Source organism: Vulcanithermus mediatlanticus (assembly GCF_055385885.1).
This window is the reverse complement of record NZ_AP042385.1, coordinates 226,142-239,072: the sequence shown is the minus strand read 5'-3', so window position 1 is coordinate 239,072 and position 12,931 is coordinate 226,142. Positions and strand designations below refer to the sequence as shown.

14 protein-coding genes and 1 tRNA gene are annotated in these 12,931 nt (G+C 65.2%); 11 read left to right on the top strand and 4 right to left on the bottom strand.

All coding sequences use genetic code 11. The features are described from left to right. Positions 1 to 6: 6 nt before the first annotated feature. Genes ACZ5BT_RS02120 through ACZ5BT_RS02110 form a run of 3 tightly spaced genes read left to right on the top strand, consistent with a single transcriptional unit; the run spans position 7 to position 3,719 of the window. On the top strand, positions 7 to 495 hold the full coding sequence (locus ACZ5BT_RS02120) for a DUF1850 domain-containing protein (RefSeq protein WP_464884983.1): 489 nt from the start codon (positions 7 to 9) through the stop codon (positions 493 to 495). Then, complete coding sequence (locus ACZ5BT_RS02115) at positions 492 to 2,498, top strand: TRAP transporter permease (RefSeq protein WP_464884982.1); 2,007 nt, start codon at positions 492 to 494, stop codon at positions 2,496 to 2,498. The genes ACZ5BT_RS02120 and ACZ5BT_RS02115 overlap by 4 nt, the downstream gene beginning before the upstream one ends. A gap of 30 nt (positions 2,499 to 2,528) precedes the next feature. Then, the gene (locus ACZ5BT_RS02110; protein WP_464884981.1) at positions 2,529 to 3,719 is read left to right on the top strand and encodes an MFS transporter; all 1,191 of its coding nucleotides are present in this window, start codon (positions 2,529 to 2,531) and stop codon (positions 3,717 to 3,719) included. Here the strand turns inward: ACZ5BT_RS02110 and wecB are convergent. Genes wecB through upp form a run of 3 tightly spaced genes read right to left on the bottom strand, consistent with a single transcriptional unit; the run spans position 3,697 to position 6,573 of the window. Further along, positions 3,697 to 4,845 carry a non-hydrolyzing UDP-N-acetylglucosamine 2-epimerase gene (gene wecB / locus ACZ5BT_RS02105; RefSeq protein ID WP_464884980.1) on the bottom strand — a complete coding sequence of 383 codons (1,149 nt, stop codon included), beginning with the start codon at positions 4,843 to 4,845 and terminating at the stop codon, positions 3,697 to 3,699. The two genes, ACZ5BT_RS02110 and wecB, sit on opposite strands and share 23 nt — an antisense overlap. Further along, complete coding sequence (locus ACZ5BT_RS02100; protein WP_464884979.1) at positions 4,842 to 5,933, bottom strand: MraY family glycosyltransferase; 1,092 nt, start codon at positions 5,931 to 5,933, stop codon at positions 4,842 to 4,844. Before ACZ5BT_RS02100 ends, wecB begins: the two co-directional genes overlap by 4 nt. Before the next feature lie 7 nt (positions 5,934 to 5,940). Continuing rightward, positions 5,941 to 6,573 (bottom strand): uracil phosphoribosyltransferase, encoded by a 633-nt coding sequence (upp, locus tag ACZ5BT_RS02095; RefSeq protein ID WP_464884978.1) that lies wholly within the window; start codon positions 6,571 to 6,573, stop codon positions 5,941 to 5,943. A 56-nt stretch (positions 6,574 to 6,629) separates the two neighbouring features. Between upp and ACZ5BT_RS02090 the strand changes: the two genes are divergently transcribed. The 4 genes from ACZ5BT_RS02090 to ACZ5BT_RS02075 are packed head-to-tail and all read left to right on the top strand — an operon-like array spanning position 6,630 to position 9,292. Continuing rightward, positions 6,630 to 7,391 carry an exodeoxyribonuclease III gene (locus tag ACZ5BT_RS02090; protein ID WP_464884977.1) on the top strand — a complete coding sequence of 254 codons (762 nt, stop codon included), beginning with the start codon at positions 6,630 to 6,632 and terminating at the stop codon, positions 7,389 to 7,391. Between the two features lie 44 nt (positions 7,392 to 7,435). After that, positions 7,436 to 8,560 (top strand): aminotransferase-like domain-containing protein, encoded by a 1,125-nt coding sequence (locus ACZ5BT_RS02085; RefSeq protein ID WP_464884976.1) that lies wholly within the window; start codon positions 7,436 to 7,438, stop codon positions 8,558 to 8,560. Between the two features lie 29 nt (positions 8,561 to 8,589). Then, positions 8,590 to 8,922: a hypothetical protein gene (locus ACZ5BT_RS02080; RefSeq protein WP_464884975.1), complete on the top strand. Its 333-nt coding sequence runs from the start codon at positions 8,590 to 8,592 to the stop codon at positions 8,920 to 8,922. After that, positions 8,876 to 9,292 (top strand): DUF420 domain-containing protein, encoded by a 417-nt coding sequence (locus tag ACZ5BT_RS02075; protein ID WP_464884974.1) that lies wholly within the window; start codon positions 8,876 to 8,878, stop codon positions 9,290 to 9,292. Before ACZ5BT_RS02080 ends, ACZ5BT_RS02075 begins: the two co-directional genes overlap by 47 nt. Before the next feature lie 56 nt (positions 9,293 to 9,348). Here the strand turns inward: ACZ5BT_RS02075 and ACZ5BT_RS02070 are convergent. Beyond that, positions 9,349 to 9,425: transfer RNA gene (locus ACZ5BT_RS02070), tRNA-Met, on the bottom strand. A gap of 89 nt (positions 9,426 to 9,514) precedes the next feature. Between ACZ5BT_RS02070 and ACZ5BT_RS02065 the strand changes: the two genes are divergently transcribed. Genes ACZ5BT_RS02065 through ACZ5BT_RS02050 form a run of 4 tightly spaced genes read left to right on the top strand, consistent with a single transcriptional unit; the run spans position 9,515 to position 12,885 of the window. Beyond that, positions 9,515 to 10,987, top strand: a complete 1,473-nt coding sequence (locus tag ACZ5BT_RS02065) for a tetratricopeptide repeat protein (protein ID WP_464884973.1) — start codon at positions 9,515 to 9,517, stop codon at positions 10,985 to 10,987. Positions 10,988 to 10,989: 2 nt separating this feature from the next. Next, positions 10,990 to 11,832, top strand: a complete 843-nt coding sequence (locus tag ACZ5BT_RS02060) for an SPOR domain-containing protein (protein ID WP_464884972.1) — start codon at positions 10,990 to 10,992, stop codon at positions 11,830 to 11,832. Then, positions 11,810 to 12,454 carry a redox-sensing transcriptional repressor Rex gene (locus ACZ5BT_RS02055; RefSeq protein WP_464884971.1) on the top strand — a complete coding sequence of 215 codons (645 nt, stop codon included), beginning with the start codon at positions 11,810 to 11,812 and terminating at the stop codon, positions 12,452 to 12,454. The genes ACZ5BT_RS02060 and ACZ5BT_RS02055 overlap by 23 nt, the downstream gene beginning before the upstream one ends. Then, on the top strand, positions 12,451 to 12,885 hold the full coding sequence (locus ACZ5BT_RS02050; RefSeq protein ID WP_464884970.1) for a hypothetical protein: 435 nt from the start codon (positions 12,451 to 12,453) through the stop codon (positions 12,883 to 12,885). The genes ACZ5BT_RS02055 and ACZ5BT_RS02050 overlap by 4 nt, the downstream gene beginning before the upstream one ends. Positions 12,886 to 12,931: the final 46 nt, after the last annotated feature.

Sequence of the window (12,931 nt, the reverse complement as noted above, 5' to 3'; positions counted from 1 at the left end):
GTCACGATGCGGTGGCCCGTTCTCATCCTCGTGCTTTTGGGAACGGGCCTCCTTCTCTGGCCGCGCGAGGGGGTTTCGGTCCGGGTCGACGGGCGCCCGGTGCTTTGGTTTCCGGCGGGCGAAGGCCAGCGTTTCGAGCTGAGCTGGCGCCATTCGGTCTCCGGGATCGTGGTTCGCGACGTGTTCGCGGTTGAAGACGGGGGCATTGACCTCGAGGAGACCCACAACCCCTGGTTCGCCGCCGGGCTGGGGGAGGTCGAGGGGCGCGGGCGCATCGTCGCCGAAGCCAACCATGCCGTGGCCATCGTCGATATTCACGAGCCGGCGGACGATTTGAAGCTGCGGATTGGCCGTCCGGAGATTCACCACACCCTTTGGGTTCGGGGGCGGGGCTATGATCTCTCGGCCTGTTTTCCCCACCGTCGCCTGACCTGGTCGCTCGAGGCCCGCCCCTGGCTTCTCACCCTTTTCCCCGCGAAGGATCCGTGCCTATGAAGCGATCGGCCGTGATTTCCACCCTCACCGCTGCCCTGGCGCTGGGGCTGGTGGCCTTTCAGGTGTATACGGCGGGCTATGCCCCGATGACCGCGATCTTTCAGCGGTCGATTCACCTCGGCTTCGTCCTCGCCATCCTTTTCCTGACCGTGCCCGTTTCCAAGCGGGCCTCGCCGGGCCTTCGCTGGCTCGTCGATGGCCTTTTGCTCCTCGCCACCTTCGCCTTCGTCGCCTACATCTACACCCAGTACGACCAGATCATGGATCGCTTTGGCTGGTGGGAGCCGAGCGACGTGTGGATGGGCGTGGTGACCACGTTGCTGGTGCTCGAGGCCACGCGCCGCACCATCGGCTGGCCGATGACCATCATCGCCGCCTTTTTCATCGCCTACGCGTTTTTGGGGCCGTACATGCCGGGCGTTTTCGCCCATAAGGGCTACGGGCTTGAGCGTCTCGCCACCCAGCTCTACCTCACCACCGAGGGGATCTTCGGGCTTCCGCTGGGGGTGGCCTCGACCTTCGTGTTCATCTTCATCCTCTTTGGGGCATTGCTCGAGGCCACCGGCGCCGGCAAGTTTTTCATCGATCTGGCCTATGCCCTCGCTGGGCGCAGCCGGGGTGGCCCGGCCAAGGCCAGCGTGGTGAGCTCGGCGTTTATGGGCAGCCTCTCCGGCTCGGCCATCGCCAACGTGGTGACCACCGGCGCCTTCACCATTCCCCTGATGCGGCGCCTCGGCTACCGGCCGGAAGAGGCGGCGGGCGTTGAAGCGGCGGCCAGCACCGGGGGCCAGATCATGCCCCCCATCATGGGCGCCGGGGCGTTCCTGATCGCCGAGTACACCGGAGTGCCCTACCTCGAGATCGTCAAGCTCTCGATCATCCCCGCCATCCTGTACTTCCTCACCGTTTACCTCTTCGTCGACGGCATCGCGGCCAAGCGGGGCATGAAGGGCCTGCCCCGGGACCAGCTCCCGCGCCTCGGTACGGTGCTCCTTGAGGGGTGGCACTATTTGCTCCCGCTGGCGATTCTGGTCTATTACCTGGTCAAGGGCGTCTCGGCGATGAAGGTGGGGTTCATCGGCGTGCTTTCCGTGGTCATCGCCGCGAACCTGCGGGCCAAGCCGGGCCCCTTTTGGCCCCGGGCCCTCCACTACGCCTACCACCTCCTGATGCTCGGCTTCCTCCTCTACGTGGGCGTGCAAAGCCGGCAGGGAATCAGCTTGATTCAGTTTTACGCCCTGATCGGTGGCATTTTCGTGAGCACGCTCTCGCCCTATTCACCGCTCGGGCTTTCGGCGCTGATCGAGGCGCTCATTCACGGCGCCAAATCGGCGCTGCCGGTCTCGGTGGCCACGGCGGCCGCCGGCATCGTGGTGGGGGTGGTCGGGCTCACCGGGGTGGGGCTCAAGTTCTCCGGACTCGTCATCTCGGCTTCGGGAGGCTACATCTTCCTGGCCCTGGTTCTGGTCGCTCTGGCCAGCCTGGTGCTGGGCATGGGGTTACCCGTCACCGCCTCCTACATCGTCCTGGTCATCCTTGCTGGTCCCGCGCTCCAGGACCTGGGCATTCCCCTGATCGTGGCGCACCTGGTCGTGTTTTGGCTCAGTCAGGACTCCAACGTCACCCCTCCGGTGGCGCTCGCTGCCTACGCAGCCTCGGGGATGGCCGGGGCCGATCCCATGAAGACCGGCTTCATGGCCTGGAAGTTCGCCAAGGGACTGTATTTGATCCCCTTGCTGATGGTCTACCGCAGCGGGGTGATGCTCGAGGGCGGCGCGGCTTTGGTGGGCAAGGATGTGGTGCTCTCGCTGCTCGCGCTGGCGGCCTTCGTGGGGGCTTTGGAGGGCTTTTTGGTCGTTCCCCTCAAGGCCTGGGCAAGGCTCGGCCTCGCGCTGGGCGGGGTGCTGATCTTCTTCCCCTCGTTGGGCCTCGAGGCCATCGGTGCTCTGCTCGTCATCCTGCTCGTGCTCCAGGGGTTGCGGGGGCAAAAAGGCACTGGCTGACCGGTCGGTCATTCGTGTAGACTCGGGGTCGTGGCTTGGGAGCTGCTCAAAGACCCGGCGTACCGCCGTTACTGGATTTTCCTCTTCCTGAGCCAGCTTGGCACCTGGATGCAGGCTACGGCGCTCGGCTGGGTGGTCCTGGAGCTCACCGGCCAGGCCGAGCGGTTGGGGCTCGTACTGGCCTTGCTGTTCGCCCCCTCGCTGCTCTTTACCATGCCTGCGGGCGCGCTGGCCGACCGGCTGCCCCGGGCCCGGCTGCTTCTGGTCTTCCAGGGGGGAATGGCGATCCTGGCCCTTTGGATGGGCGTATTGATCGCCCAAGGCGCGGCCGGGTTCGGTCACCTGGTGGTGTTTGCTCTTTTGTACGGCACCATGGGGGCCTTCGAGGTTCCTACGCGCCAGGCGTTCAACGTCGAGCTGGCGGGAAAGTCGCGAATTGCCGGCGCCATTGGCCTGAACTCGTTCTCCTTCAACGTCTCCCGCCTGGCGGCGCCCGCGGTCGCGGGCTTGATCATCGCCAAGTGGGGCACCGCGGTGGCGTTTCTCATCAATGGCCTTTCGTTCTTTCCCATGCTGCTCTTCTTGGTACGCTACCCCTCGCAGCCGCCGACGGTGCAAAAGGAAAGCTTTCTCTTCGCGCTTCGCCAAGGTCTCGCCTACGTTAAGCGGACGCCGGTGATGCGCTGGACGCTCCTGCTGGTGTTTTTGGTGGCGACCTTCGCCATGAACTTCCAAGCCCTCATCCCCGCCTATGCTCGCATGGTCCTGGGCCTCGGCGCCGAGGGGTACGGCCTGCTGATGAGTGCGATGGGGGTGGGCGCCCTTTTCGGCGCCCTGCTCACGGTGATTTCCTCCCGGGTTCGGCCCCGGTGGATTCTTTTCGGCTCCTTCGTCCTTGCCATCGCCCAGATTCTCCTGGCTTTGCCGGTGGGGACGCTTGGGGCCGCGATCCTCTTCGCCTTTTCCGGCTTCGCCATGGTGGTTACGTTGATCAGCGCCAACTCGACGGTCCAGGCGCTGGTTCCCGATCTGCTCCGTGGGCGGGTGGTCGCGCTTTACTCGCTGGTTCTGATGGGGTCGGGGCCGCCCGGGATGTACCTTACCGGCCTTGCCTTTGATGCCTTTGGCCGTTACGCCACCCTGGCGATGGGTCTGGTCGCGCTGCTGGCGGCGCTGGGGCACGCGCTCTTGCCCTGGCCTAAACGGGTGACCCCGGTGTGAAGTGCCAGTCCGTGGGGCGCGTTCCAAGGCCGAGCCGCCAGGCGACGGCTTCCGCGATGCGCTGTCCCGCCCGGCCGTCGCCATAGGGGTTCGGCGTCTTTGCGAGTTTGTTTTTCAGAGCCGGGTCTTTGAGCAGTGCGCTCGAGACGCGAGCGACGCGGACGGGGTCGGTGCCGGCCAGGTGGAGGAACCCGAGAGCCAGCCCTTCCGGGCGCTCGGTGACCTCGCGCACCACGACCACCGGTACCCCGAGGGCAGCGCCTTCCTCCTGGATGCCACCGGAGTCGGTGATGATGAGGTCGCTCCTGGCCAGGAGCGCCGCCATCGAGCCGTAGCCCAGTGGTTCGGTCAGAACGAAGTTCTCGATCTTTTCGAGCACCGGCGTGATCGCCTCCCGGACCAGGGGATTTTTGTGGAGTGGGAAGACGAAGGTGTGCCCGGAGAATTCCCCGGCCAGCGCCGCGAGCCCCTCGGCCAGCGCCCGGAGGTGGGGCCAGTTTTCGCGGCGGTGGAGGGTGACCGTCACGTATGGGCCCGGGGGCAGGGAAGGGGGAAGCGTTCCATGCTCGGCGGCGAAGCGGATGGCGTCGATTCCGGTTTGCCCGGTGACCACGATACGTTCCGGCGTTTTTCCTTCCCTGAGCAGGTTGGCCTTTGCCGCTTCGGTTGGAGCCAGGTCGAGGTCGCTGAGGGTCGCGGTGAGCCGCCGGTTGGCTTCCTCGGGGAAGGGCTGGTCGAGGTCGTGGCTGCGAAGCCCGGCTTCCACGTGCCCGAAGGGGAGGCCTTCCAAAAAGGCTGTCCAGGCCAGGGCAAAGGTGCTCAAGGTATCGCCGTGGACCAGCAAATAATCGGGCTCAAGGCGTCGCAGGGCCTTGGCGGCTGCGGGGATGATCCTTCCCGCCAGAAGGGGGAGGTCGGGGAGGTCGGTCATGACCTCGAGGTCATCCGCCGCCTGCAGCCCGAAAAAGGCCATGGCCTGGTCGAGCTGCTCACGGTGCTGGCCGGTGAGGAGAATCGTTGGTGAAAGATGGGGGTGTTGGCACATGGCGAGGTAGACCGGGGCCATTTTGATCGCCTCGGGTCGGGTACCGAAGGCCAGCACGATGCGTTTCTTCTCCCGATTCACCTTTTTTCCCCCAACTTCCGCCGCCACAGTACGAAGCCGAGCGCCAGCACGCTCGCGAGTAGCGTGGCCGCGATCGCCGCCGACGGGATTTTTTGCAGCCAAAGGGCCAGCAGGCTGGCCGCCAGGGTAACACTCCAAAGAACGATGACCACCGCCAGATTCGAAAGGCCGTGATCGAGGAGCCAGTGGTGAATGTGGTCGCGGCCGGGGGTGGCGAGGGGGTTTTGCCCCCGCCGCACCCTGCGGATCACGACCCAGGTGGTGTCGGCGATGGGGACGAGGAGGAAGAGGGCGACCGGCACCAGGGCGAAGGCGGTGGTGATCTTGACGTTGCCCATGATGCTCGCTGCCGCGAGCGTGTAGCCGAAGAAATAGGCCCCGGCGTCGCCCATGATGATCTTCGAGGGCGGGAGGTTGTGGCGCAAAAAGCCGAGCGCGGCCCCCGCCAGGCCGGCGAGGATCAGCGTTGCCGCTGCCCGGGACTCGAACTGGGCGCTCGCGGCCAAAAGCCCCATCGCGGCGATGAACGCGACCCCGCCCGCGAGCCCATCCACGCCGTCGATCAGGTTCATGGCGTTGGTGATGCCCACCACCCAAAAAAGGGTCAGCAAAAGCGAGAGCACGGGGTCGATGGGGTAGCTGAACGCGGCCTCGATGCGTACCCCGGCGGCGTAGAGAACGAGGGCGGCGACCGTTTGGGCCACGAGCCGGAACCGCGGGGTGAGTTCGAACTGGTCATCGATGAAGCCGACCAAGACCAGGAGCGAACCGCCCAGGAGGATGCTGAGGATCTTCACCAGGACGTCGTCGAGCAGGGTGGGCCGGAGCAAAAAGGCGGCGATGAGGGCCAGCACCACCCCGGCATACACCGCAAGACCCCCGGCGTTGGGGAGCGGTCCCTGATGGCGGCGCCGGCCGCCGGGGGCATCGGCCCAACCGGCTTTGAGGGCAAACCTGCGGACGGTCGGCGTGAAGCGCCAGGTCACCGTGGCCGCGATGAGAAAGGTCAGGACCACGCTGCGCCACCCCCAGCCCTGGGGGTCGGCGATGCCGATTGCGTGCAGTAACTCGGCCAGGGCCTGGGGCATGGCACGGTCACTTGGTTCCGTAAATGCGGTCGCCGGCGTCACCCAGACCGGGGACGATGTAACCCTTTTCGTTCAGCCGTTCGTCGATGGCGCCCACCACGATCTCGACGTCGGGATGGGCCTTTTGCACGCGTTCGATGCCCTCAGGGGCGGCGATGATGTTCATGAGTTTGATCTGGCCCGCGCCGTGCGCTTTGAGGATTTCGATGGCCTTGACCGCCGAACCGCCGGTGGCCAGCATCGGGTCGGTGAGGAAGGTTCTCCGGAAGCCGATGTCTTCGGGGAGCTTGGCGTAGTACTCCACCGGGTTCAGGCTCTTCGGATCGCGGTAAAGGCCGATGTGCCCCACCTTGGCCGCCGGGATCAGGCGCAAAATGCCATCGACCATGACCAACCCGGCCCGGAGGATCGCGACCAGCGCGAGCTTCTTGCCCGCCAGGATCCGGACCCGGGCCGGGGAGACGGGGGTTTCGACGGTGACCTCCTGGAGTTCGAGATCGCGGGTGGCCTCGTAGGCCATGAGCATGCTGACCTCGGCCATGAGTTCTCGGAAATCCTTGCTCCCCGTGCGCTTGTCCCGCAGCAGGGCGAGCTTGTGCTGGACCAGCGGGTGATCGACCACGGTGACAGACTCGCTCATCGCCCTTGAGGCTATCACGTCGGAGCCAGACGGCGCGCCATCCGTATAGTGATGGCATGTTCCGGGTGGCGAGTTGGAACGTCAACGGCATACGGGCGGCCGAAAGGAAGGGGTTTTGGCAGGCGGTGCGCCAGCTCGACCCCGACGCCCTCGGACTTCAGGAGATCAAGGCCAGCGAGCCCCTGCCGCTGCCCGAGGATTTCTCTGGCTATCGCTGGTTTTGGAACGCGGCCTCGAGGAAAGGCTATGCAGGGACCGCTGTTCTCGCCCGCCGTAAGCCCGAACGCGCTTGGACCGGACTCGGCCGCGAGGACTTCGACGCCGAGGGGCGGGTACAGACGCTCGATTACGGCGAGTTTTACCTGGTCAACGCCTATTTCCCAAACGCTGGCCGCGAACTCGCCCGCCTCGAGTTCAAGCTGGCCTTTGACGAGGCCATCGCCGATTACCTCGAGGGCCTCCGGCGGTCGAAGGGGGTCATCCTGGTCGGCGACCTCAACGTGGCGCACCGGGAGATCGACCTCGCCCGCCCCAAGGCCAACGTGAAAAACGCTGGCTTTACACCCCAGGAGCGCGCTTGGATGGATGACTTTTTGAGCCGGGGCTGGGTGGATGCCTTTCGCCACCTCCACCCTGACTTGCAAGGAGCTTATACCTGGTGGAGCTATCGTTTTCGGGCGCGGGAGAAGAACATCGGGTGGCGGGTGGATTATGTGGTCCTCTCCGAGGATCTCTTGCCCCGGCTCAAAAAAGCGTATATTTTCTACGAAACCCAAGCCTCGGACCACGTGCCGGTGGTCGCGGAGCTGGACCTTTAAAGGAGGGCGGGATGGACTATCCTTTTGCTGAGAGAAGAAAGCGTATGCAGAGCTCCTTGATCCGCGAGCTGCTCAAGCTCGCTTCCCGGCCGGGGGTGCTCAGCCTCGGCGGCGGGGTTCCCGCCGCCGAGCTCTTCCCCATGGAGGAGATTCAGCGAGCCACGGCTGAGGTTCTCCAGCGCTACGGGGCCAAAGCCCTGCAGTACAGCCCCACGGAGGGGTTTCGCCCGCTCCGTGAGTGGATCGCCGCCCGGCTGGGGGTCGAGGCGGATTGGGTCCTCATCACCTCGGGCAGCCAGCAGGCCATTGACCTGGTCGGTCGGGTCTTCATCGACGAGGGCGACCCGGTGGTGGTTGAGTCGCCCACTTACATGGGCGGTTTGCTGGCCCTCAACCCCTACGCCCCCCGGTATCTCACCGTGGAGACCGACGCCCAAGGGGCAAAGCCGGAAGCGCTCCCGGAAAAGGCCAAGCTGGCCTACATCTTGCCTAGCTTCCAAAACCCCACCGGCGCGCTGATGGACGCGCCACGTCGCCGGGCGGTGGCCCAATGGGCCGAACGCGCGGGCGTGGTCGTCCTGGAGGATGATCCCTACGGTCATATCTACTTCGACGCCCCGCCACCGCCCCCGATCTTTACCCACGCCAAGGCCCGGGTGATCTACGCCGGGACCTTTTCCAAGCTGATCGCCCCGGGGTTGCGTCTTGGCTATGTGGTGGCGGATCCAGGGATCCTGGCCGCAATCATCCAGGCCAAGCAGGCCACCGATCTCCACAGCAACATCCTCGGTCAGGTAATCCTCGCCGAGCTCATCGATATGGGGTTGATGGAGGCGCAGGCGGAGCGGGTCCGGGTGCTTTATCGGCGGCGGCGGGACCGTATGGCCGAGGCGTTGAGGGCCCATTTGGATCCGGAGGTCGCCTTCGACGTGCCCCAGGGTGGCATGTTTTTCTGGCTGCGTTTTCCGGAAGGGACCGACACCAGGGCACTGCTGGATTTGGCCCTGGAGGCCGGCGTTGCGTTCGTCCCCGGCGAACCTTTCTTCGCTCACACGCCCTATCCCGCGGCGCGTTTGACCTTTGCCAGCGTTGCCGAAGACCAGATCGAAGAGGGCATCCGCCGGCTGGCTCGCGCCTACGAGCGCTACAAAACGCGCACGCTGGCTTGAGGATTTGTCTCTGGTTATACTCGGAGGCCATGGATGCGTCGGTGAAGGATTTCGTCCGGGCGCAGCGGGAGGAACCGCCGCCCCGGGCGATCGCGCGGATCTCACGGATGATTGCCCAGCTCGAGGGCGAACCCCCGAGCCGGGCCCGCGAATCGGGATTCGCCTGGCTCTTTTTGGCCCTGGCCGAGGCGGCGCTCAAGGCGGGGAAGGTTCGCGAGGCCGAGCGGGCGTGGTTGACCGGTTACAGTTACGCCCGAACGGCCAGGGACAGCGAGGCCTTTGCCTGGGCGCTGTCGCTTAGGGAGGTGCGTTCGCTTGCCAGAAATACTCGCGTTGCTCAGCGTCGTAAGCATCGGCGCTAGCGCCGTGGTGCTGGTGCTTGGCTACCGTGCGATTCGGGGCGGCGAGAGGGAGATCCACCACCGCCGCATGCTCATCGCGGCCTTGCTCGCGGCTTTATTTTTGGTGTTTTACCTCGCCCGCGTCGCGCTCTTTGGGGGGCGGAGCTACGCCGGTCCCGAGGGTTTCCGCTCAGCCTACCTGGCGCTCCTCTTTTTCCATAGTGTCATCGCCGCACTCAACCTGCCCCTGGCTTTGGTCACCCTGTATTTCGCCTTTACGTCCCGGTTTGATCGCCATAAGCCATGGGCACGGGTGACATTTTGGAACTGGATTTTGGTCGCGATCACCGGTTGGGCGGTCTATCTCATTCTGGGCGTTTGGGGCGCGTGACGTTCTTTGGGATCGGTGCAAAAGAAGGAGCGCGGGCCTTTCGGCCCGCGCGGCTTTGGTTGCGGGGGCGGGATTTGAACCCGCGACCTCCGGGTTATGAGCCCGGCGAGCTACCAGGCTGCTCCACCCCGCGTCGCAACGATAAGTTTATGATCTCGTGCCCTTTTTGTCAAGGAACCGTGGGTGGCTTACAATGCCCTTAAGGGTGCGGGAGGAGGAGTTATGAAAAGGGTCTTCGTGGGGTTGCTGCTGACGCTTTGGGTCCTCGCCTGGGCTCAGGGGGGGCAAAGCGCCGGTACGCAACCCACCGATCTTTCAGCACGCATTCAGTCGGCCTATGACGCTCTCAACGCCGGACGCTACGACCTGGCGATCCAGCTCTTTGAAGACGTCGTCGCCCTCGATTATGAGAACTTCGAGGCCCACTTCGGGCTGGGGCTTGCGGACTACCGCCTCGGCAACCTCCGAGATGCGCTCTTTGAGTTCCGCCAGCTGACCAAACTCTTTCCCGAACGCTACGAGGGTTGGTACAACCTGGCGGTGGTCCACACCCGGATGGGCGACTGGCAGGAGGCGGCGAAGGCCTTCGCCCAGGCGTTGGCCGTGGGGTTGAAGCTCAAGCTGGCCCCGGAGGATCTCAAACCGGCCTACTTGGGGCTCGCTGCCGCCTATGAAGCCCTGGGGAACGAGAAAAAAGCGGCCGAGGTTCTTCGCCAGGCCGCCAAGCTGCTGCCGGAGGACCTCGAGGTCGCCCTGCGCCTGGCCCGGGCGCTGGTTCGGTCCGGTCAGGGGGATGAAGCCATCCCCTATCTGTACAAAGTCTTGGCCAGGGAACGCCAGGATCCTACTGCGACCGGGCTTTTGGCCGATGTCTACCTCTCGCAGGGCCTCCCCGACCGGGCGATTCGAGAGCTCGACCGCTCGTTGGCCGCGGCCAAGGACGCTCGGGTAAAGGCGCGTTTGCTCCACAAAAAGGCCTTGGTCCTCGAGGCCAGCGGGTCACCGGCGGAGGCGGTCTTGAAGCTGCTTGAGGAAAGCGCTCGGCTCGACCCCATGCGCTGGTCGGTCTTTTACGACCTGGGCCGGGTGCGCTTTGGCCTCGGCGCCTATGGCAACGCCCTCGCGGCCTTCCAAAAGGCCTACGCTTTGAATCCCGAGGCGTCGCGGGTTCTGCTCGGTTTGGCCGCGAGCTACGACGCGCTCGGACGGCACGATAAGGCCTATGAAATGGCCCGCCAGGCGGTTCAGCTCGCGGGGGGGGATGTCGGAGAGGAGGCCCTTTTCCTGCTCGGCAAGAGCGCCTACTTCACCGGGCGCTATAGCGAGGCCGTCGACGCCCTTGGCCGCGTGGTCAAGGCGCGCCCCAAGGATGCCCGGGCCTGGTTGTGGCTGGGCCTTGCCCGCTACGCGCTCGAAGACTATGGCCAGGCGGTGACGGCCCTCGAGAACGCCTACCGCCTTTCTCCCGACCCGTCCACGCGGTTGAACCTCGGCGCCGCCTATCTCGCCGCCCGGCGCTTCGCCGAGGCCGAACAGATTTTCCAGGCGGTGGTCTCGCAGGATCCCAAGAACGCCGAGGCTTGGTACAACCTGGGGTGGGCCCTCAAAGCGCTCGGTCGCCAGGCCGAGGCGCGACGGGCATGGAAAAAAGCCTTGGAGCTTGGCTATGAGCCCGCGAGGGCGCTGGTGAGGTGACCATGGGATGGCTCCGTGAAAACTGGTTCGATCTGCTTCTCCTCGTCGTTTTGGCCGCGGTGGTCGTGGCCATCGTGCTGTTCTTGACCGGGATCAACCCCTTTGCCCGCCAGCCCGCGGTGGTGTCGGGGACGCCCCAGAGCGAGGTGCAAGCCCCCGTCGAGGCGCCCGTGCCGCCGGCCGGTGAGACACCGCCCGAGACCCAGGGTCCTCCAGGGACGGCCCAGCCGGCCGAGGCGGAAAAGCCGGGGGTGTCGGTGCTGCCCTTGCCCCCGGCGGTGGAAACCCCGAGCGCCGAGCCGGCCCAGCCCACCAAGGTGCAGGTGCCGGCGGCCGCAAAACCCACTCAGCCAGCGGCGCCCGAAAAGCCGGCGGTGGAAAGCGCGCCAAAGGCCCTTTACCGGGTCTCGATCGGTGCCTTTGCCAAGCCCGAATTCGCTGTGGATTTGGCGGCCAAGGCCCGGGCCCAGGGCTACCCGGTTCGCATCGAGGTCATCGGGCGGATCAGTCGGGTCGTGGTGGGGCCCTACTCGAGCCGGGCCGAGGCGGAGAGCGTGGCCAAGGCGTTTTCGAGCTACCAGCCCCAGATCTATCGGGGGGATACGCCCCTTCCCAAGGGGATCTACCTCCAGGTGGGGGCGTTCCGGAAGCTCGAGGGCGCGCGCGATCTGGCCAAGTCCCTGAAGGATAAGGGTTTTGACGTGGTGGTCTACTACCGGGACGCCTGGGCCCGGGTTTGGGTCGGGCCGCTGGCCCCCGAGCAGGTTCGTGAGGTGAAGACGGAACTCCAGGCACTCGACCTGACCCCCATGGAGGTCAAAGGTGGCGAAGACCAAGGTTCCTAGCGCGACGGTGTCACGACTGGTCACCTACCTGCGCGTGCTCGAGGACCTCGAGCGGCGTGGCGTGCTGAAGACCTCGAGCGAACAGCTCGCCGAGGAGGCCCAGGTGACTGCGTTTCAGGTGCGGAAGGACCTGGCGTATTTCGGGAGTTACGGCACGCGGGGGGTGGGGTACTCCGTGCCCCTGCTCAAGCGCGAGCTACGCCGGCTCCTGGGGCTGTCGCGCAAGTGGCGGCTGGCGATTGTCGGTATGGGGCGGCTCGGCCAAGCCCTTGCGGACTACCCGGGACTCGATGAGAACTTTGAGCCGGTGGGCTTTTTCGATGTTGATCCTGGGAAGATCGGTCAGCCCCTGACCAAGGGAACCATCGAGCCTTTTGCGAAGATGCCGCAGGTGGTCCGGGAGCGGGGCATCGAGATCGGAATGATCACCGTGCCGGCTGAAGCGGCGCAGGAGGTGGCGGATCGGCTGGTGCAGGCCGGTGTCAAGGGCATTTTGAACTTTGCCCCGGTGGTCCTCGAGGCCCCCAAGGATGTGCCGGTTGAGAACGTCGACTTTCTGGCCGGGCTTTCCCGGCTCAGTTTCTTCGTTTCCCGTCACATGAATGAGAGGTGGACAGAATGAGGCGATGGCTCCTTTTCATTTTGGCCGGCGCGCCTTTGGTGCTCGCGGCGTGTTCGAACTTCAGCTTCAACAACCCCATCGGCGTTCCAACCCTCGAGCTGGGCGTTGAGGGGGGAGGCGTGACCCTCGACCCGAACACCGGGAAATACATCCTCACCTTCTCCATCAACGCCTATACGCTCCAGGGGTCTCCGGGAGGTTCGATCAATAAGTTCAGATTGCAAGGCGGGAAGACCCTTTCAGCGGGGATCCGTGTCGATGCCTGCCCGGTGACCGCGTCGTCCCCGTGCGGTCCGTTCACGACCAGCTACAGCTTCGTATTTGACCTTCCACCTCCCGAGGGGACGTACACCGTGGTGGCCTACGACGTCGTCGGCGACAACGGCGCTTTCATGACCATCACACTTCCGCTTCCTTTGCAGGTGTATTGAGGCGGGTTGGGGGTCCGAAGCCACGCATGTGCGCCAAGCCCCTATA

Coding starts and splice junctions, on each gene's coding strand:
- ACZ5BT_RS02120 (WP_464884983.1), top strand. CDS start 7: ATGCGGTGGCCCGTTCTCATCCTCGTGCTTTTGGGAACGGGCCTCCTT.
- ACZ5BT_RS02115 (WP_464884982.1), top strand. CDS start 492: ATGAAGCGATCGGCCGTGATTTCCACCCTCACCGCTGCCCTGGCGCTG.
- ACZ5BT_RS02100 (WP_464884979.1), bottom strand. CDS start 5,933: ATGCCCCAGGCCCTGGCCGAGTTACTGCACGCAATCGGCATCGCCGAC.
- upp (WP_464884978.1), bottom strand. CDS start 6,573: ATGAGCGAGTCTGTCACCGTGGTCGATCACCCGCTGGTCCAGCACAAG.
- ACZ5BT_RS02090 (WP_464884977.1), top strand. CDS start 6,630: ATGTTCCGGGTGGCGAGTTGGAACGTCAACGGCATACGGGCGGCCGAA.
- ACZ5BT_RS02085 (WP_464884976.1), top strand. CDS start 7,436: ATGCAGAGCTCCTTGATCCGCGAGCTGCTCAAGCTCGCTTCCCGGCCG.
- ACZ5BT_RS02080 (WP_464884975.1), top strand. CDS start 8,590: ATGGATGCGTCGGTGAAGGATTTCGTCCGGGCGCAGCGGGAGGAACCG.
- ACZ5BT_RS02065 (WP_464884973.1), top strand. CDS start 9,515: ATGAAAAGGGTCTTCGTGGGGTTGCTGCTGACGCTTTGGGTCCTCGCC.
- ACZ5BT_RS02060 (WP_464884972.1), top strand. CDS start 10,990: ATGGGATGGCTCCGTGAAAACTGGTTCGATCTGCTTCTCCTCGTCGTT.
- ACZ5BT_RS02050 (WP_464884970.1), top strand. CDS start 12,451: ATGAGGCGATGGCTCCTTTTCATTTTGGCCGGCGCGCCTTTGGTGCTC.